The sequence below is a fragment of the Streptomyces sp. NPDC031554 genome (assembly GCF_055580685.1).
The window spans coordinates 1-17,665 of record NZ_JBVIKX010000003.1; the positions used below are offsets into that span (position 1 = coordinate 1).

At 73.7% G+C, this 17,665-nt stretch carries 15 protein-coding genes and 1 pseudogene; 5 read left to right on the forward strand and 11 right to left on the reverse strand.

The window, feature by feature from the left end; translation table 11 throughout:
• Positions 1-523 precede the first annotated feature (523 nt).
• Positions 524-1,549, forward strand: coding sequence for a tryptophan--tRNA ligase (gene trpS, locus ACZ5FU_RS08680; RefSeq protein WP_469045108.1), 1,026 nt, complete (start codon positions 524-526; stop codon positions 1,547-1,549).
• On the opposite strand, the gene ACZ5FU_RS08685 is transcribed toward trpS, so the two are convergent.
• Positions 1,489-2,514 (reverse strand): GlxA family transcriptional regulator, encoded by a 1,026-nt coding sequence (locus ACZ5FU_RS08685; RefSeq protein ID WP_469045109.1) that lies wholly within the window; start codon positions 2,512-2,514, stop codon positions 1,489-1,491. The genes trpS and ACZ5FU_RS08685 overlap by 61 nt on opposite strands.
• Before the next feature lie 75 nt (positions 2,515-2,589).
• Here ACZ5FU_RS08685 and ACZ5FU_RS08690 point away from each other — a divergent pair, with 75 nt between their 5' ends.
• Positions 2,590-3,174 carry a cysteine hydrolase family protein gene (locus ACZ5FU_RS08690; RefSeq protein WP_469045110.1) on the forward strand — a complete coding sequence of 195 codons (585 nt, stop codon included), beginning with the start codon at positions 2,590-2,592 and terminating at the stop codon, positions 3,172-3,174.
• 32 nt (positions 3,175-3,206) lie between these two features.
• Here the strand turns inward: ACZ5FU_RS08690 and proC are convergent, their stop codons facing one another.
• The 3 genes from proC to ACZ5FU_RS08705 all read right to left on the reverse strand — a co-directional run bounded on the left by proC (position 3,207) and on the right by ACZ5FU_RS08705 (position 5,847).
• Positions 3,207-4,019: a pyrroline-5-carboxylate reductase gene (gene proC / locus ACZ5FU_RS08695; RefSeq protein ID WP_469045111.1), complete on the reverse strand. Its 813-nt coding sequence runs from the start codon at positions 4,017-4,019 to the stop codon at positions 3,207-3,209.
• A gap of 215 nt (positions 4,020-4,234) precedes the next feature.
• Positions 4,235-5,026 (reverse strand): ABC transporter permease, encoded by a 792-nt coding sequence (locus tag ACZ5FU_RS08700; RefSeq protein WP_469045112.1) that lies wholly within the window; start codon positions 5,024-5,026, stop codon positions 4,235-4,237.
• Positions 5,023-5,847, reverse strand: coding sequence for an ABC transporter ATP-binding protein (locus tag ACZ5FU_RS08705; RefSeq protein WP_469045113.1), 825 nt, complete (start codon positions 5,845-5,847; stop codon positions 5,023-5,025). The genes ACZ5FU_RS08700 and ACZ5FU_RS08705 overlap by 4 nt, the downstream gene beginning before the upstream one ends.
• Before the next feature lie 243 nt (positions 5,848-6,090).
• Between ACZ5FU_RS08705 and ACZ5FU_RS08710 the strand changes: the two genes are divergently transcribed.
• Positions 6,091-7,257 carry a SulP family inorganic anion transporter gene (locus ACZ5FU_RS08710; RefSeq protein WP_451781808.1) on the forward strand — a complete coding sequence of 389 codons (1,167 nt, stop codon included), beginning with the start codon at positions 6,091-6,093 and terminating at the stop codon, positions 7,255-7,257.
• Here the strand turns inward: ACZ5FU_RS08710 and ACZ5FU_RS08715 are convergent.
• From ACZ5FU_RS08715 to ACZ5FU_RS08725, 3 genes are all read right to left on the reverse strand, one after another.
• The gene (locus ACZ5FU_RS08715; protein WP_451781810.1) at positions 7,221-7,991 is read right to left on the reverse strand and encodes a class I SAM-dependent methyltransferase; all 771 of its coding nucleotides are present in this window, start codon (positions 7,989-7,991) and stop codon (positions 7,221-7,223) included. The genes ACZ5FU_RS08710 and ACZ5FU_RS08715 overlap by 37 nt on opposite strands.
• 189 nt (positions 7,992-8,180) lie before the next feature.
• Positions 8,181-8,786, reverse strand: a complete 606-nt coding sequence (locus tag ACZ5FU_RS08720) for an EamA/RhaT family transporter (protein ID WP_451781812.1) — start codon at positions 8,784-8,786, stop codon at positions 8,181-8,183.
• Between the two features lie 87 nt (positions 8,787-8,873).
• Positions 8,874-9,188, reverse strand: coding sequence for an SH3 domain-containing protein (locus ACZ5FU_RS08725; protein WP_451530659.1), 315 nt, complete (start codon positions 9,186-9,188; stop codon positions 8,874-8,876).
• Positions 9,189-9,370: 182 nt separating this feature from the next.
• On the opposite strand from ACZ5FU_RS08725, the gene ACZ5FU_RS08730 reads away from it, so the two are divergent.
• Complete coding sequence (locus ACZ5FU_RS08730) at positions 9,371-11,542, forward strand: serine/threonine-protein kinase (protein ID WP_468840233.1); 2,172 nt, start codon at positions 9,371-9,373, stop codon at positions 11,540-11,542.
• Positions 11,543-11,788: 246 nt separating this feature from the next.
• Here ACZ5FU_RS08730 and ilvD read toward each other — a convergent pair whose 3' ends face one another.
• From ilvD to ACZ5FU_RS08750, 4 genes are all read right to left on the reverse strand, one after another.
• The gene (ilvD, locus tag ACZ5FU_RS08735) at positions 11,789-13,642 is read right to left on the reverse strand and encodes a dihydroxy-acid dehydratase (RefSeq protein WP_451530657.1); all 1,854 of its coding nucleotides are present in this window, start codon (positions 13,640-13,642) and stop codon (positions 11,789-11,791) included.
• Positions 13,643-13,776: 134 nt separating this feature from the next.
• Positions 13,777-14,382: a TetR/AcrR family transcriptional regulator gene (locus tag ACZ5FU_RS08740; protein WP_451781815.1), complete on the reverse strand. Its 606-nt coding sequence runs from the start codon at positions 14,380-14,382 to the stop codon at positions 13,777-13,779.
• Positions 14,379-15,203 carry a sugar phosphate isomerase/epimerase family protein gene (locus ACZ5FU_RS08745; RefSeq protein ID WP_451530655.1) on the reverse strand — a complete coding sequence of 275 codons (825 nt, stop codon included), beginning with the start codon at positions 15,201-15,203 and terminating at the stop codon, positions 14,379-14,381. The genes ACZ5FU_RS08740 and ACZ5FU_RS08745 overlap by 4 nt, the downstream gene beginning before the upstream one ends.
• Before the next feature lie 458 nt (positions 15,204-15,661).
• Complete coding sequence (locus tag ACZ5FU_RS08750) at positions 15,662-16,594, reverse strand: Ppx/GppA family phosphatase (RefSeq protein WP_451530654.1); 933 nt, start codon at positions 16,592-16,594, stop codon at positions 15,662-15,664.
• A 95-nt stretch (positions 16,595-16,689) separates the two neighbouring features.
• Between ACZ5FU_RS08750 and ACZ5FU_RS08755 the strand changes: the two are divergent.
• Positions 16,690-17,547: pseudogene (locus ACZ5FU_RS08755) on the forward strand (DUF3109 family protein); the annotation flags it as partial.
• Between the last annotated feature and the right edge of the window lie 118 nt (positions 17,548-17,665).

A 17,665-nucleotide genomic window follows, 5' to 3' on the forward strand; every position in this document is an offset into this window, starting at 1 on the left:
TTTCCTTTCCGGCGGTTCCGACTCTATCAGATCCTTTCGGCCCCGATTCCCCGTCAGAGGGGGGTTGTCTTCCCGGCCGTTGGGCCGTTCCGACGAGTGAGACTTTAGCGGATTCCCCGGCCCCGAAGCCAATCGGGGCTGCGTCCTTTCGAACGCGGATTCCTCATTTCGCGAATACACGCGCCAATGACGCGACGGCAGACGGATCGACTGCTCGTCGAGAAGTGGCTGGTACTTGCGGAATGGCTGTCCGGGGACCGACCGAAGTCGGCGCTCACGTCGGACAACCCGGAGAACACTACGCAGCCGCCCGGAGCGTGTCAACTCAGCTCCCCCGGTCACCCGGAGGCGTACGCTGACCCGCATGACTACGCACACGTGCAGCACCCAGCTGTGGTGGGCCGCCTGACGGCGGCCGGACTGACGTGTGCACTCAACGGCCGCCGCCTCGGCGGCCGTTTCTGTTTCTCCCTCCTGGGGACCGGCCGGCCGGGTGCGGCGGCCTCGACCAGGAGGTGGAGAGATGAAGCGGGTCTTCAGCGGGGTCAAGCCGACCGGGCATCTGACGCTGGGGAACTACCTGGGAGCCATGCGCCAGTGGGCCGAGGTCGATCAGCACCGGGCGGACGCGCTGTTCTGCGTGGTCGACCTGCACGCCCTCACCGTGGACCACGACCCCGCGCGGGTGCGTCGGCTGAGCCGGCAGGCCGCGACGCTGCTGCTCGCGGCCGGGCTGGATCCGCGGCTGTGCACCCTCTTCGTGCAGAGCCACGTGGACGAGCACGCGCGGTTGTCGTACGTACTGGAGTGTGTGGCCACCGACGGCGAGATGCGGCGGATGATCCAGTACAAGGAGAAGGCCGCGCGCGAGCGTGAGCGGGGCGGGAGCGTACGGCTGTCGCTGCTCACCTATCCGGTGCTGATGGCGGCGGACATCCTGGCGTACGGGACGGAGGAGGTGCCGGTCGGGGACGACCAGGCCCAGCACGTGGAGCTGACCCGGGATCTGGCGTTGCGGTTCAACCAGCGGTACGGGCAGGCGTTCGTGGTGCCCCGGGCGACGCATCCGCCGGTGGGGGCGCGGGTGATGAACCTCCAGGAACCGACGTCGAAGATGGGCAAGAGCGACGACTCGGGTCCCGGCGTCGTCTACCTGCTGGACGAGCCGGACGTCGTGCGGAAGAAGGTCATGCGGGCCGTGACCGACAGCGGGCGGGAGGTCGTGCACGACCGGGAGGGGCGGCCCGGCGTCGCGAACCTGCTGGAGATCCTCGCGGCGTGCACGGGCGGGAACCCGCAGACCCTGGCGGACGGGTACGCGTCGTACGGCGCTCTGAAGAGGGACACCGCCGACGCGGTGGTGGAGGTGCTGCGGCCCGTGCGGGCCAGGCACCGGGAGCTGTGCGCCGACCCCGCGTTCGTGGAGGAGGTGCTGAGGGACGGTGCGGAGAGGGCGCGGGCGATGGCCCGGCCGGTCGTGGACGCCGCCTACCGGGCGATCGGACTGCTGCCCGCGGTGGCCGAGCCGGCGCTGAACGCGGCGCGGTAGGCGCGGGGGCTGGTGGCGAGGCGCGACGCGAAGTGCTGGCGCATCGTGACCTCGCTGCCGAAGCCCGCGCGGCGGGCGACCTCGGGCATGGGGAGGTCGGTGCGTTCGAGGAGCTTCTGGGCGGCCGCGAGGCGCTGGTCAAGGAGCCAGCGCAGCGGGGTGGTGCCGGTGGCCGCCGTGAAGTGGCGGGCGAAGGTGCGCGGGGACATGCCGGCGCGGGCCGCGAGGCCGGCGACCGTGAGCGGTTCCCGGAGGTGGCGGAGCGCGTGTTCGCGGACGGCGGCGAGGGCGTCGCCGTCGCGGTCGGTGCGGGGGGTGACGTGTTCGATGAACTGGGCCTGGGTGCCGGTGCGGAAGGGGGCGGTGACCATCGAGCGGGCGATGGTGGCGGCCGCTTCCGCGCCGTGGGACCTGCGGACCAGGTGGAGACAGAGGTCGATGCCGGCCGCGGTGCCGGCCGCGGTCCAGATGTTGTCGTCCTCGATGAAGAGGGCGTCGGGCACGACGGTGACCTCGGGGTGACGGGCGCGCAGCAGGTCGACCAGGTTCCAGTGGGTGATCGCGCGGCGGCCGTCGAGGAGGCCGGCCTGGGCGAGGGTGAAGGCGCCGCCGCAGAGGGCGGCGATGGTGGTGCCGCGGGCGTGGGCATGGCGGAGGGCCTGGAGGACGGGCGGTGGTGCGGGGGTGACGTGGTCGTCGAGGCCGGGGACCAGGATCAGGTCGGCGCGCGGCAGCCAGGAGAGGGTGCGGTCGGGCAGGAGGCTGAGTCCGCCGCGCATGGGGACGGGCGTGCCGGTGTCGGGGGCGACGCGGCGCAGGTCGAAGGCGGGGGCGTCGCGGTCGGTGCGGTCGGTGCCCCAGACCTCGGTGATGACGGAGACGTCGAAGGCGCGGATGCCGGGGAAGGCGACGAGGCCCACCCGGTACGGGTCCGGTCGTTCCCGAGGGGCGCCGTCCTGGTCCATGCGTGGCAGTAAACCATCGATCGCCGGCTTCTCACCCCCTGGGGCGGGTGGCGCCGCGGCGGCAGGATCGGGGACATGGACATCACCGAGAACGCGGCACTGGTGGTCGTGGACGTGCAGAAGGGCTTCGACGAGGCCGGCTTCTGGGGGTCCCGGAACAACCCCGGTGCCGACGACAACATCGCCGCGCTCATCGACGTGTGGCAGGCCACGGGGCGGCCGGTCGTGTTCGTGCGGCACGACTCGGACAAGCCGGAGTCCCCGTTGCGGCCGGGGTACGGGGGGAACGACTTCAAGGCGTACGTGGAGAAGAGGAGGGGCGGGGGCGCCGGTGCCGAGCTGCTCGTCACGAAGACGGTGAACTCGGCCTTCTACGGGACGCCGGATCTGGACGCCTGGCTGAGGGCGCGGAGGGTGGCGCAGGTGGTGCTGGCCGGGATCCAGACCAACATGTGCGTGGAGACGACCGCGCGGATGGGCGGGAACCTGGGGTACGACGTCGTGGTCGCGTACGACGCCACCCACACGTTCGACCTGGAGGGGCCGTTCGGGTGGCGGCTGAGCGCGGACGAGGTGGCGCGGGCGTCGGCGGTGTCGCTGCACGGGGGCGGCTTCGCGCGGGTCGTCACCACCGGGGAGGTGGTGGACGCGGCGAGGTGACCGCCCCCGGCGGGGCGGTGCGCTCCGTGCCGTCAGTCCTTGGTGCCGGCGGCCAGCTCGCGGCTGCGGTCGCGGGCGGCCTCCAGGGCGGCGATGAGGGCGGCTCGTACGCCGTGGTTCTCGAGTTCGCGGATGGCGTTGATGGTGGTGCCGGCCGGGGAGGTGACGTTCTCGCGGAGCTTGACCGGGTGTTCGCCGCTGTCGCGGAGCATCGTCGCGGCGCCGATCGCGGACTGGACGATGAGGTCGTGGGCCTTGTCGCGGGGCAGGCCGAGCAGGATGCCGGCGTCCGTCATCGCTTCGACCAGGTAGAAGAAGTACGCCGGGCCGGAGCCGGAGAGGGCCGTGCAGGCGTCCTGCTGGGACTCGGGGACGCGGAGCGTCTTGCCCACGGAGCCGAAGATCTCCTCGGCGTGGGCGAGGTGGCCGGCGCCGGCGTGGCTGCCGGCGGAGATGACGGACATGGCCTCGTCGACGAGGGCGGGCGTGTTCGTCATGACGCGGACGACGGGGACACCGGCGGTGAGGCGTTCCTCGACGAAGGCGGTCGTGATGCCGGCGGCTCCGCTGACGACCAGGCGGTCGGCGGGGACGTGCGGGGCCAGTTCGTCGAGGAGGGCGCCCATGTCCTGCGGCTTGACCGTGAGGATGAGGGTGTCGGCGGTCTTGGCGGCCTCGACGTTGGTGACCGGGGTGACGCCGTGGCGGGCGCGGAGTTCCTCGGCGCGGTCCGCGCGGCGGGCGGTGACGAGGAGGTCGGCGGGAGGCCAGCCGCTGCGGAGCATGCCGCTGAGAAGGGCTTCGCCGATCTTGCCGGTGCCTAGGACTGCGACTTTCTGGGACATGGCGGGGTCCTCCGGGGGGTTGCGTCGTCCGGGGTCATCCTCGCACCGGGGCCGGTTCGGGGGTGGGAGCTGTCCGGTGGGTGGGCGGTGCGGGCCCGCCTCCGTCGCGGGGCCGCCCTCGCCGCGGGGCCACCCGCATCGCGGGGTCGCCGTCATGGGGCCGTCGCCGCCTCGGCGCCGCGCGCGTCACGGGCCCGCGTCCCGTCACGGGCCCGTCATGCCGTCCTGCGGCGCAGGGTCGCCGCCCCCAGGCCGAGGACCAGCAGGGCGCAGCCCGCCACGACGAGGACGTCGCGGACGAAGTCGGCCGTCATGTCCGTGTGGGTGAGGACCTCGTTCATGCCGTCGACGGCGTAGGACATGGGGAGGACGTTCGAGACGGCCTCCAGGGCGGGGTGCATGGTGTCGCGGGGGGCGAAGAGGCCGCAGAGGAGGAGCTGGGGGAAGATCACCGCCGGCATGAACTGGACCGCCTGGAACTCGGAGGCGGCGAAGGCCGAGACGAAGAGGCCGAGGGCGGTGCCGAGGAGGGCGTCGAGCAGGGCCACCAGGAGGAGCAGCCAGGGGCTGCCCGTCACGTCCAGGTCGAGGAACCAGAGCGCCAGGCCGGTGGCGAGGGCGGACTGGACGATCGCGAGGGCGCCGAAGGCCAGGGCGTACCCGGCGATCAGGTCGCCCTTGCCGAGGGGGAGGGCGAGGAGGCGTTCGAGGGTGCCCGAGGTCCGCTCGCGCAGGGTGGCGATGGACGTGACCAGGAACATCGTGATCAGGGGGAAGATCCCGAGGAGGGAGCCTCCGATGGTGTCGAAGGTGCGGGGGCTGCCGTCGAAGACGTAGCGGAGCAGGACCAGCATCAGGCACGGGACGAGGATCATCAGGGCGATCGAGCGGGGGTCGTGGCGCAGCTGGCGCAGGACGCGGGCGGCGGTCGCGGTGGTGCGGGAGAGGTTGAGGGGGGCCGTGGGGGTGGCGGGAGCGGTGGGCGCCGGGCGGGTGCTCGCGGTCATCGGGTCTCCTCCTTCTCGCGGGTCGCTTCGGCCGCCTCGTCGACCAGGTGCAGGAAGGCCGCCTCGACCGTGTCCGAGCCGGTACGGGCGCGCAGCTCGTCGGGGGTGCCGTCGGCGAGGATCCCGCCCTCGCGCATGAGGAGCAGGCGGTGGCAGCGCTCGGCCTCGTCCATGACGTGGGAGGAGACGAGGAGGGTGGTGCCTCGGGAGGCGGCGATGTCGTGGAAGAGGTTCCACAGGTCGCGGCGCAGGACCGGGTCGAGGCCGACCGTCGGTTCGTCCAGGACGAGGAGTTCGGGGGCTCCGAGGAGGGCCACGGCCAGGGAGACGCGGCTGCGCTGGCCTCCGGAGAGGTTGCCGGCGAGGGCCTCGGTGTGGCTGGTCAGGTCGACGTCGGCGATCGCACGGGTGACGTCGTCGTGGCGGCGGTCGGCCGCCGCGCGGCCGGGGGCGAGGACGGCCGCGAAGTAGTCGAGGTTCTGGCGGACCGACAGGTCGTCGTAGACGGACGGCGCCTGGGTGACGTAGCCGATGAGGGTGCGCAGGACGGGGTGGCCGGCGGGGTGGCCGAGCACGTCCAGGGTCCCGGCGACCTTGGCCTGGGTGCCGACGATCGCCCGCATGAGCGTCGACTTGCCGCATCCCGAAGGGCCGAGGAGCCCGGTGACACGGCCGCGCGGGACCGTGAAGTCGAGGGCGCGCAGGACCGTGCGGGGACCTCGGACGACGGTGAGGGCGGAGGCGCGCACGGCGGCGGGGGTGAGGTCGGCCGGTCCCGCGTCGTCGGGGGGTTCGGGGGTTCGAGCCCTGTAATTCATCATGTGATGAATAATCTCTCCGCGGGCGGGAGCCGTCAAGCGGCCGGAGCGCGTCGGCGGGGTACGGGCGTATGGCGGCGCACGGGAGGCGGGGCGGTCGCGGTCGCGCGCTTCCCCGTTCGTGTGGCGATCGACGGTTTCCGGTGTGCGGCCGCCCGCTTTCATGAAAATGGGATTCAGTTCGCCGTGTCCTCCCCCGGCACGGCGCCCACGCATCTCCCGTTCCCGACCGGAGGTGCCGCCGTCATGCGCCATGGTGTCCGTCAGACCGAACTGCCGGCTTTCCCCGTCGTCCTCCTCGTCGCGCTGCCCGTGTGCGGTGGCGTCGCCCTGATCTGCCAAGTCCCCGCCGGACCGGTGCTGGTCACCGGTCTGGGCGGGGCACTGGCCGCCTCGCTGGTGCGGCTGGGGAGGTGGCTCCGGGCCGTGCCGGTGGCGGTCGCGCGAGGGACGCTCGCCGGGATCGGACTCGCCCTGGTCGCGGGGCAGGCGTACGCCCTCGGCGACGCGGCGGTGCCGGTGAGCGGGTTCGGGCCGGTGGCCGGGACGGCCGGCCTGCCCGGGCGGATGGATCCGGTGGCGTTGTCGGTGGGGGGCGCCACCCTGGTCCTGTCGTGGCTGTGGCGGCGGTGGCGGTGGGGTGCGCGGCTGGTTCCGGCGCCGCTGGCCGCCGTGGTGGCGGCGGCGGGCGCGACCTGGGCGTTCGACCTGGAGGTGCGGCGCGTGGAGGTGCGCGGGCCGGGCGGTGCCGCGGGGCTGCCGGACGCGGCGGAGTGCGCGCGTCTCGCGGAGGCGGGGGTGGTCGGGGCCGTCGTGGCGCTCGTGCTGGCCACGTCGGCGCGGTGGTCGTTCGCGCGGGTACCGGCTCGTGTGGGGCCGCCGGTCGTGGCGGCCGTCGTGGCCGGCGTGCTCGTGGCGCTCGGGACGACGGGGGTGGTGCCGGCCGCGGCGGTGGCCGCGCTGCTCCTGTACGTCGGCTGCGGCCTCCTCCCCGTCCGGGAGACACGGGCCTGGTGGCGCGGGCATCGCGGTGAGGTGGCGGTGCTGGGCGTGACGGCGGTCGTGGTGGTCGCGGGGAACCTGTTCGCCGGGGTGCTCGCCGGGCTGGCGCTGGCCGTGGCGAAGACGGCCTGGGAGGTCAGCCAGGTGCGCGTGGAGACCGAGGACCGCGGTGACGCCGGGATCGTCGTACGGCTGCTGGGGCATGCGACGTTCCTGCGGCTGCCGAACCTGCTGGACGCCCTGCACGCGCTGGACGTCCAGCACCGGGACCGGGAGGTGCGGCTGGAGCCGGCCGGGCTGCGGCACGTGGACCACGCGTGTGCGACGGCCCTGGAGGAGTGGGCCGCCGCCCGCGAGAGGCGGATGCCGCGCGGTCAGGGGCGGATCGCGAGCAGCAGTCCGACGTCGTAGGTCTCCTCGACCACGCCGTCGGGGAAGACGGCCAGGAGGTGCCGGCGCTCCCCGTCGAGGAAGGCGGCGGCGCGCTCCGGGCCGTGCACCAGGAACAGCGAGTGGCTGCCGATGTTCGCCAGGTGCGTGTCGACGGGGACGCGACGGCTCCAGCGGACGCGGCGGCGCGCGAAGCCGAGGCGGCCCGCGGCGGTGGCGATCGCGTCGTGCGTGCCGTCGCCGTTGCCGCCCGCGACCCGTTCGAGACCGAAGTGCCGCTCGACGCGGGCCGTCTGCGCGTCGATCCACGGTACGTCGAGGGCGGCCGAGTTCCACCAGAGCGCGAGGGCGCCGCCGGGGCGCAGGACGCGCAGGGCCTCCGGGATCGCGCGGTCCGGGTCGGTCCAGTGCCAGGACTGGGCGTAGGTGAGGAGGTCGAGGGAGGCGGTGGCGAGGGGGAGGTGGTTGCCGTCGCCGCGCACGATCGGCACGCCGGGGAGGTCCCGGCGGAACTGCTCCGCCATGCCGGCGCCCGGTTCGACGGCCACGACCCGGGCGCCGCGGGCGTGCAGGAGGGCGGTCCCGATCCCGGTGCCGGCGCCGACGTCGGCGACCCGCGCGCCGGACAGCGGGCGGCCCGCCGTCTCCTCGATCGCCTCGAAGAGGGCCGCCGGGTAGGAGGGGCGGTTCGCGGCGTACCGGGCCGCGGCGGCGTCGAAGGAGAGGGCCCTGGGGGTGCGGGAGGCGGGGGTCATGGGGCCATGGTGGCGGGAGGGGTCGGGGAGCGGCCAGAGGGCCGGGGAGCAGAGGGTGGGGGCCGGGAGGGCCGGGGGCTGCCGGGTGAGCGGCCGGTCGGTGCGGCGGTGGCTCGGCCGGGGCCGCGGGGGAGCCGTGACGGCTCGGGCCGCTTCACGCGGTGCGGGGGTGTCCGGCGGTGGGTGCCCTCAGGAACGGCGGCGCTTCCTGGACGGGTTGCGGGTGCGGCGTGCGGTGCGGCGTTCGTGCTCGGCGCGGGCCGCCTCGTACTCCTCGCGGTGCAGCTTCTCGCCGGGGGCCTCCGTGAGGGAACGGAAGAAGTAGGCGAGGAGGGAGCCGACGAAGCCGATGGCCAGCAGGCCGCGCAGGGAGGCCTGACGGGCCGGGTCGGGGCGCCTGCCGAAGCCCTCCCAGGTGTTCCGGAAGGCCAGGGCGCTGGAGATCGCGAACATGACGACGACCAGCACGGTCACGAAGCCGCCGGTGCCGGCGAGCGCGACGCCCTCGTAGGCGAAGCGCAGGACGAGGCAGGAGGCGGCCGCGGCGGCCAGCGAGCCGGCGGCCACGCCGATGCGGCGGAACGGGTAGCCGTGGTCGTGGTCCACCCAGGTGGTGCCGAAGAAGCGGAGGGGTTCCGGGCGGGGTCCGGAGGGGGCGCCCGCGGCCGGGGCACCGGCCGGGTGGGCCGGCCGGTGCCCCGGCCGGCCCGAAGAACCCGCCCCGGTGTCCGGGGAACCCGTCCTGGTCTCCGGGGAACCCGCCTCGGTGTCCGGCGTGCCGTTCTCGTCGCTCACGGGACGATTATGGCTCCGGGCCGGGCGGGCTCCCCGGCAGGGTGCGCGGTGGAGCGCGGGACGCGCGCGGTGGGGCGCGCGGCCGGGTCAGGCGCAGCGGGGGGCTATGTAGCCGTCGCTGCCCGTCCTCACGTACGCGTCCGAGACGAACTGGCCGTTGGCGATGTTGTCCCAGATGTTCGTCGTGCCGTACGGGCCGCTGACCGAGGTGCCGGGCGTCTGGCAGAAGACCGGCACCTTCGTGCCCTCGGGCAGCACCTTGACGATCGGGTAGCTGGTGGCCGGTCCGCTGCGCACGTTGAGGCTGACGCCGGGCGCCACCGGGTAGTACGTCAGCGCCGCCGCGGTCCGGGCCTCGGCGGCCACGGCCTCTTCCGCTTCTTCCACGCGTTCGACAGACATGAAAAAACCTCCCCCGTCGGACCCCATGACTGCCATGGGGCCCCGTTGATTCCCCGCAATCACGATACGAAACACATGTACACGATTCGCACGGGGATGCGGGCAAGCCTCCTCGGTCGCGTGAACGTCATCGACTAGGCTCCGTGCGTCGCGCGCGCGGACGAAGAGCACGGGGGTGGTCCATGGCGCCACAGCACGACACCGGCGCGGACGCGGAAGCGGAACTTCCGGAGTACGCCGGTCACTACCACCTGGAATCCTGCCTGGGCTCGGGCGGCATGGGCGTGGTCCACCTGGCCCGCAGCACCTCGGGCATGAAGGTCGCGGTGAAGGTCGTACACGCCGAATTCGCGCGGGATCCCGAGTTCAGGGGGCGGTTCCGGCAGGAGGTGGCGGCCGCGCGGCGGGTGAGCGGCGCCTTCACCGCGCCCGTCGTCGATGCCGACCCGGAGGCCGAACGGCCCTGGATGGCCACGTCGTTCATTCCCGGCCCGACCCTGTCGCAGCACGTGAAGCGGAACGGGCCCATGGGAGCGGGCGAGCTGCGGCGGCTGATGGCCGGGCTCGCGGAGGCGCTGCGGGACATCCACCGGGTCGGCGTCGTGCACCGGGACCTGAAGCCCAGCAACGTCCTGCTCGCCGAGGACGGTCCGAAGGTCATCGACTTCGGCATCTCGCGGCCGAAGGACAGCGAACTGCGCACCGAGACCGGCAAGTTGATCGGGACACCGCCGTTCATGGCGCCGGAGCAGTTCCGGCGGCCGCGGGAGGTCGGGCCCGCCGCGGACGTGTTCGCGCTGGGATCGGTGCTGGTGCACGCGGCGACCGGGCGGGGGCCGTTCGACTCGGACAGCCCCTACGTCGTCGCCTATCAGGTCGTGCACCACGAGCCGGACCTGACCGGCGTGCCGGAGAGCCTGGCCCCGATGGTGCTGCGCTGCCTCGCGAAGGAACCCGCGGAGCGGCCGACGCCCGACGAGTTGATGCGGGAGCTGCGGTCGGTGGCGGCCTCGTACGACACGCAGGCGTTCATACCGGCCCAGCGTGCGCCCGACGACGAGGTGCGGGAGCCCGCGCGGCCGGAGCCGGCCGGGACGCCCGCTTCCCCGGGGGCCGGGGCCTCTCCGGGGGGCCCGGCGGGCCGGGCCGGCGCGGCGCGGACGGGCGTGCGGCGGTGGAGCCGGCGGCGGGCCGCGCTCGCCGCCGGCTCGCTGGTGCTCGCCGCGGGCGGCGGGTTCGCCTCCGTCCAGGCGTTCGGCGGGGACACGGCCGGGGCGTCCCGTGCCACGGACGGATCACGGTCCGCCGCGGACGGCCACGCGCCCTGGGCGACGCGTCCGGCGGGGGACGACGGGCTGCCGCAGTGCACGTACGACTCCCGGCGGCTGCTCTGCGCCCGGGCGGGACAGGTCTTCGCCCTCGACGCCTCCGACGGACGCGTGCTGTGGCGGCACGCCCTGTCCGCCGGGGACCGGCCCGGCGGCGCACCGGTCGTCGCGGGCGGGCCGGCGCACGTGCTCACGCACTCGGGCAAACGCGTCGAGGCGCTCGACGCGGCGTCGGGGCGGGTGCGCTGGGAGCGGGACGTGTCGCCCTACCGGGGGGTCCGGTACGCGGGCGGGACCCTGTTGCTGACGGCGGCCGACGGCACGGTGACCGGGGTGGACGCGGCGTCCGGGCGCACCCGGTGGAGCCGGCGGATCCCGGAAGCGGGAGTCCCGTACTTCGTGTCGTTCCCCGGGGACGCGCTGGTGTACACGACCAGCACCTCCGGCGAGGGCCGGAGCCGGGTCACCGCGGTGGACCCCGCCACCGGGGAGGTGCGCTGGGACGAGCGGTTCGACGAGGCGGTGACGCCGGTGGGCGCCGCGGACGGCAGCGTCGTCCTGCTGGCCGAGGACGGCGACGGCGGTTACGGCATGGCGGACGCCGTGATCCGGTTCTCCCCCGCGACCGGGGAGTCGCGGCGGGTGGCGCTGTCCGTCGCGCTCCAGCAGCCGGCCGCGGCCGTCGACGGCGACCGCGTCTACCTCATGACGTACGACGGTGCGCTCGTGGCCGTCGACACCCGCCGGGAGAAGCGGCTGTGGTCCCTCCAGACGGCCGTGAGCAGGGGGTCGGTGCCGACCGTCGACGGCGCGCACGTGTTCTTCAGCGCTCCCGACGGCCGCCTCCTCGCCGTCGACGCGGAGGCGGGCAAGCTCGTCGGGCAGACCGAACTGCGCCTCGGCGCGCGGGCGGACGAGGTGGTCAGCACGCTGCCCGCGCCCCGGGCGGCCGACGGTCGGATCTACGCCGGGGCTCCCGACGGGACGGTCTTCGCGGTGGACGGGCGTGATCCGGCGGGCTGGTGAGGCTCGTGGGGCGAGTGGGCGAGCTTTTCGAGCGTCGTAGGCGTCCTGGGCGTCGTAGATCTCCTGAGCCTCACGGACTTCGTGGGACTCGTGAGTTTCCTGAGCCCCGTGAGTTTCCTGAGCCCGGTGAGTTTCCTGAGCCCCGTGGGCTTCGTGGGACTCGTCTCGTGCGGAAGGGCCGCCCCCGGTCGACGGAGGCGGCCCTTCGGCGTTCGGTCGGGCGTCGGCCCGGCTCCGGGTCGGGCGTCAGCCCAGCTTCGACACGTCCCGCACCGCGCCCTTGTCGGCGCTGGTCGCCATCGCGGCGTAGGCGCGCAGGGCGGCGGAGACCTTGCGCTCGCGGTTCGCGGGGGCGTACGCCCCGTTCAACGCCTCCTCGCGGCGGGCGAGTTCCGCCTCGTCGACGAGCAGCTCGATCGTGCGGTTCGGGATGTCGATGCGGATGCGGTCGCCGTCCTCGACGAGGGCGATGGTGCCGCCGGAGGCCGCTTCCGGGGAGGCGTGGCCGATGGACAGACCCGAGGTGCCGCCGGAGAAGCGGCCGTCGGTGATCAGGGCGCAGGTCTTGCCGAGGCCGCGGCCCTTGAGGAAGGACGTCGGGTAGAGCATCTCCTGCATGCCGGGGCCGCCCTTGGGGCCCTCGTAGCGGATGACGACGACGTCGCCGTGGGTGATCCGCTTGTTGAGGATCTTCTCGACGGCCTCCTCCTGCGACTCGCAGACGACCGCGGGGCCCTCGAAGGTCCAGATCGACTCGTCGACGCCGGCCGTCTTCACCACGCAGCCGTCGACGGCGAGGTTGCCCTTGAGGACCGCCAGGCCGCCGTCCTTGGAGTAGGCGTGCTCGGCGGAGCGGATGCAGCCGTTCTCGGCGTCGTCGTCGAGGGTCTCCCAGCGCTCGGACTGGGAGAAGGCCTCGGCGGAGCGGACGCAGCCGGGGGCCGCGTGCCACAGTTCCACCGCCTCGGCGCTCGGCGAGCCGCCGCGGACGTCCCAGGTCTTCATCCAGTCCGCCAGGGAGGGGCTGTGGACCGTGTGCACGTCCTCGTTCAGCAGGCCGGCGCGGTGCAGCTCGCCGAGGAGGGCGGGGATGCCGCCGGCACGGTGCACGTCCTCCATGTAGTACGTGCGGTCCTTGGCGACGTTCGGCGCCACCTTGGCCAGGCAGGGGACCCGGCGGGAGACCGCGTCGATCTCGTTCAGGCCGAACGGGACGCCCGCCTCCTGGGCCGCCGCCAGCAGGTGCAGGATCGTGTTGGTCGAGCCGCCCATCGCGATGTCCAGCGCCATCGCGTTCTCGAACGCGGCGACGGTGGCGATGTTGCGCGGCAGGACCGTCTCGTCGTCCTGCTCGTAGTGGCGGCGGGTGATGTCCATGACCGTGCGGGCGGCGTCCACGTAGAGCCGCTTGCGCGCGGTGTGGGTGGCCAGGACCGAGCCGTTGCCGGGCAGGGAGAGGCCGATGGCCTCGGTCAGGCAGTTCATCGAGTTGGCGGTGAACATGCCGGAACAGCTGCCGCAGGTCGGACAGGCGTTCTCCTCGATACGGAGGATGTCCTCGTCGGAGATCTTGTCGTTCACGGCGTCGGAGATCGCGTCGACCAGGTCGAGCGTGCGGACCGTGCCGTCGACGAGGGTGGCCCGGCCGGACTCCATCGGACCGCCGGAGACGAAGACCGTCGGGATGTTCAGGCGCAGGGCCGCCATGAGCATGCCCGGCGTGATCTTGTCGCAGTTGGAGATGCAGACCAGGGCGTCGGCGCAGTGCGCCTCGACCATGTACTCCACGCTGTCCGCGATCAGGTCGCGGGAGGGCAGGCTGTAGAGCATGCCGCCGTGACCCATCGCGATGCCGTCGTCGACGGCGATCGTGTTGAACTCGCGCGGGATGCCGCCGGCCTCGGTGATCGCCTCGCTGACGATCCGGCCGACCGGCTGGAGGTGCGTGTGGCCGGGCACGAACTCGGTGAAGCTGTTGGCCACCGCGATGATCGGCTTCCGGCCGATGTCCGCACCGGGTACACCGGAGGCGCGCATAAGGGCGCGGGCGCCCGCCATGTTGCGGCCGTGGGTGACTGTGCGGGACCTCAGCTCGGGCATCGTCGCTCGCTCCTTCAGACAGGTAGGGCTGTCCCCGAGCGTACGCCGGTCATCCAGGGACCGGGACGAGGTGTCCGGAATGCGGGACGACCGTCTCGCGCCGCACCCCGTGCCGGCCCCTGCGCCACGCGCGCTCAGGGTCCGGTGAGGTGGCCCTGCACCGCCGGCGCCAGGCGTGCGACGACCTGCTCGATGTCCGCCGACGCCAGCGGCTCCACCTTGATCACGTACCGCAGCATCGCCGTCCCGACCAGTTGCGCGGCCGCCAGTTCGGCCCGCAGTTCGGCGTCCGGCGCGTCGAGCCGCGCGGCGATACGGCGCAGCAGCTGCGCGGCGACGAGACGGCGGAAGACGGCCGCGGCGGTCTCGTTGCTGACCGCCGAGCGGACGATCGCCAGCAGCGGCATGCGCGTCGTGGGGTTCTCCCAGACGCCGAACATGAAGCGGGTCAGCCGTTCCCCGACCTGGTCCAGCGGGGCGTCGGCCACCGCGTCCGGCCCTTCGAGCACGGGCGCGACGGCGACCTCGACGGCCGCCGCGAAGACCTGCTCCTTGGTGCCGAAGTAGTGGTGCACCAGTGCCGCGTCGACCCCGGCCGCCTTGGCGATGCCCCGCACCGTCGACCTCTCGTAGCCCCGCTCCGAGAACTCCTCGCGGGCCGCGGCGAGGATGCGGTCGCGGGTGTCGGCGGACTCCGCGCGCGGGGGACGGCCGCGGCGGCGCGCGGCGGTGTCGGTCACCGGCGGGGCACCTTCGCCGCCGCGGCCAGGTGCAGGCGCGTGAAGGCCAGGGCCTCCGCGAGGTCCGCCTCACGTTCGGCGCTGGACATCGCGCGCCGGGTGTTGACCTCGATGACGACGTGCCCGTCGAAGCCGCTGGACGCGAGCCGTTCCAGCAGCTCGGCGCAGGGCTGCGAGCCGCGGCCGGGCACGAGGTGCTCGTCCTTGGCGGAGCCGTTGCCGTCGGCCAGGTGCACGTGGCCCAGCCGGTCGCCCATGCGGTCGAGCATGTGGATCGCGTCCGCGCGGGCGGTCGAGGCGTGGCTGAGGTCGATCGTGAAGTGCCGGTAGTCGTCCTTCGTCACGTCCCAGTCGGGCGCGTACGCGAGCATCTCGCGGTCGCGGTAGCGCCAGGGGTACATGTTCTCGACGGCGAACCGTACGTCCGTCTCGTCGGCCATCCGCCAGATCCCCCGGACGAAGTCGCGCGCGTACTGGCGCTGCCACCGGAAGGGCGGGTGCACGACGACGGTGCTCGCGCCCAGCTTCTCGGCCGCCGCGCGCGCCCGCTGGAGCTTGACCCACGGGTCGGTCGACCACACGCGCTGCGTGATGAGCAGGCACGGGGCGTGCACGGCGAGGATCGGGACGCGGTGGTAGTCGCTGAGTCTGCGGAGCGCGTCGATGTCCTGGCTGACCGGGTCGTTCCACACCATGACCTCGACCCCGTCGTAGCCGAGGCGTGCCGCGATCTCGAAGGCCGTCGCCGTCGACTCCGGGTAGACCGAGGCAGTCGACAGGGCGACCTTCGCATCCGGAACGCGTGCGACTGGCTCTGCCATGGGGGACAGGTTACGGGGTGCGGCGACCGGACTGCCGGGTGTCCGTGTGCCGTTGTGGCGCATGCCACGGCCGGATCGACCGGGGCCGGCCGGCCCGTCGCGGCGTCCGTGTGCCCACCGGGCCGCTCCCCTCGCGCCTCGCGCGCGTGGTCTGGCGGGACGGCGAGCACCTCGCGTTCCTGTCGACACGCTCGCGCCTCGCGTGCGTGGTCCGCGGTGACGGACCGGCCGCCGGGTGCCGGTCTCGCCGGCTCGCGCCTCGCGCGCGTGGTCTCCAAGCCCGATCGCGTCGCGCCCTGCGCGCGTGTGCCCACCGGGCCGACCGCCTCACCTCCCGCACGCGCGGGCGGTCTTCCCGTACGCGTGTACGGTCTGCGCACCCCGGCCCGGTCCGTCATGGCGGTGTCTCCCGGCCGGGCGCCACGGCTGTCCGCACGGCCGGGCGCCACGACTGTCCGCTACGACGAAGCCATGTGGTCGAGTTTCCGGAGGATCACGCCCTCCCGGAGCGCCCACGGGCAGATCTCCAGGGACTCCACCCCGAACAGGTCCATCGCCCCCTCGGCGACCAGCGCGCCCGCCAGCAGCTGGCCCGCGCGGCCCTCGGAGACGCCCGGCAGCTCGGCGCGCTGGGCGGTGGTCATGCCGGCCAGGCGTGGCACCCAGGCCTCCAGGGACTCCCGTTTCAGCTCGCGCTGGACGTAGGGGCCGTCGGTGAAGGGGGCGGCACCGGCGAGGCGGGCGAGCTGTTTGAAGGTCTTGGAGGTGGCCACCACGTGGTCGGGGGAGCCGATGCGGCTGAATTCCCCGACGGTCCGGGCGATCTCGGCCCGCACGTGCCGCCGCAGCGCCCGTATGCGCTCGGGTTCCGGCGGGTCCCCCGGCAGCCAGCCCGCGGTGAGCCGGCCCGCGCCGAGCGGGAGGGAGACGGCCGCGTCGGGCTCCTCGTCGATGCCGTAGGCGATCTCCAGGGAACCCCCGCCGATGTCCAGGACCAGCAGCTTGCCGGCCGACCAGCCGAACCAGCGGCGAGCCGCGAGGAAGGTGAGCCGGGCCTCCTCCTCGCCGGTGAGCACCTGCAGCCGGACACCGGTCTCGGCCTGCACGCGCGCGAGGACGTCGTCGGCGTTGCTCGCCTCGCGCACCGCGGAGGTCGCGAACGGCAGCACGTCCTCGACCCCCTTGTCCTCGGCGGCCTGGAGCGCCTCCCGCACGACGGTGATCAGCGTGTCGACGCCCTCACGGCCGATCGCGCCGGACCCGTCGAGAAGTTCGGCAAGGCGCAGTTCGGCCTTGTGCGAGTGGGCGGGCAGCGGGCACGCGCCCGGATGCGCGTCCACCACCAGCAGGTGCACCGTGTTCGATCCCACGTCGAGGACACCGAGTCTCATGAAGGGCACGCTACTGCCAGCCGTCCCGGCCCCGGCTCCCGGTGCGCATCCTGAGACAGTCCCGTTGCCGCGCGCGGGCGACTTACCCTGGTCGGGTGCCAAAGACGAAAAAGGCGAAGGACGAAAAGGCCGACAAGGCCGCCGAATCCGCCACCGGCTCCTCGGGTTCTTCCCGGGTGAGGTCACCGAAGAAGTCGCGCAAGGCCCTCGAAGCCGACGAGAAGGGCCTCGACTTCGCGCGCGCGTGGGTCGAGTTCCCCGATCCGGCCGACGCCGACCAGGTCTTCCGCTGCGACCTGACGTGGCTGACCTCGCGCTGGAACTGCATCTTCGGCAGCGGCTGCCAGGGCATCCAGGCGGGCCGCGCGGACGACGGCTGCTGCACGCTGGGCGCGCACTTCTCCGACGAGGACGACGAGAAGCGCGTGACGGAGCACGTGGCGCGGCTCACCCCCGACATCTGGCAGCACCACGACGAGGGCGTGCGGGGGGGCTGGATCTCGGAGGACGACGAGGGTTCCCGGCAGACCCGCCCGTTCGAAGGCTCGTGCATCTTCCAGAACCGTCCGGGGTTCGCGGGCGGCGCCGGCTGCTCGCTGCACATCCTCGCCCTCAAGGAGGGCCGCGAGCCGCTGGAGACCAAGCCGGACGTCTGCTGGCAGCTGCCGGTGCGGCGGACGTACGACTGGATCGACCGGCCCGACGACACGCGCGTGCTCCAGGTGTCGATCGGTGAGTACGACCGGCGCGGCTGGGGTCCGGGCGGGCACGACCTGCACTGGTGGTGCACGTCGGCGACCTCGGCGCACGGTGCGGGCGACCCGGTGTACGTCTCGTACCGGCCGGAACTGATCGAGCTGATGGGCAAGGCCGGCTACGACCGTCTGGTCGAGCTGTGCGAGGAGCGGCTCGCCTCGCGGCTGCCGCTGCTGGCCCCGCACCCGGCGGACCCGGTGCCGGCACCGCACGCGCGGGCGGGAAGGCCGGCCGCCGCGGATGCCGCCGGTCCGGCAGGCCCACGGGATCTTGCGGGGCCAAAGGATCCGGTGGGCCCGGTGGACCCCCCGGGCC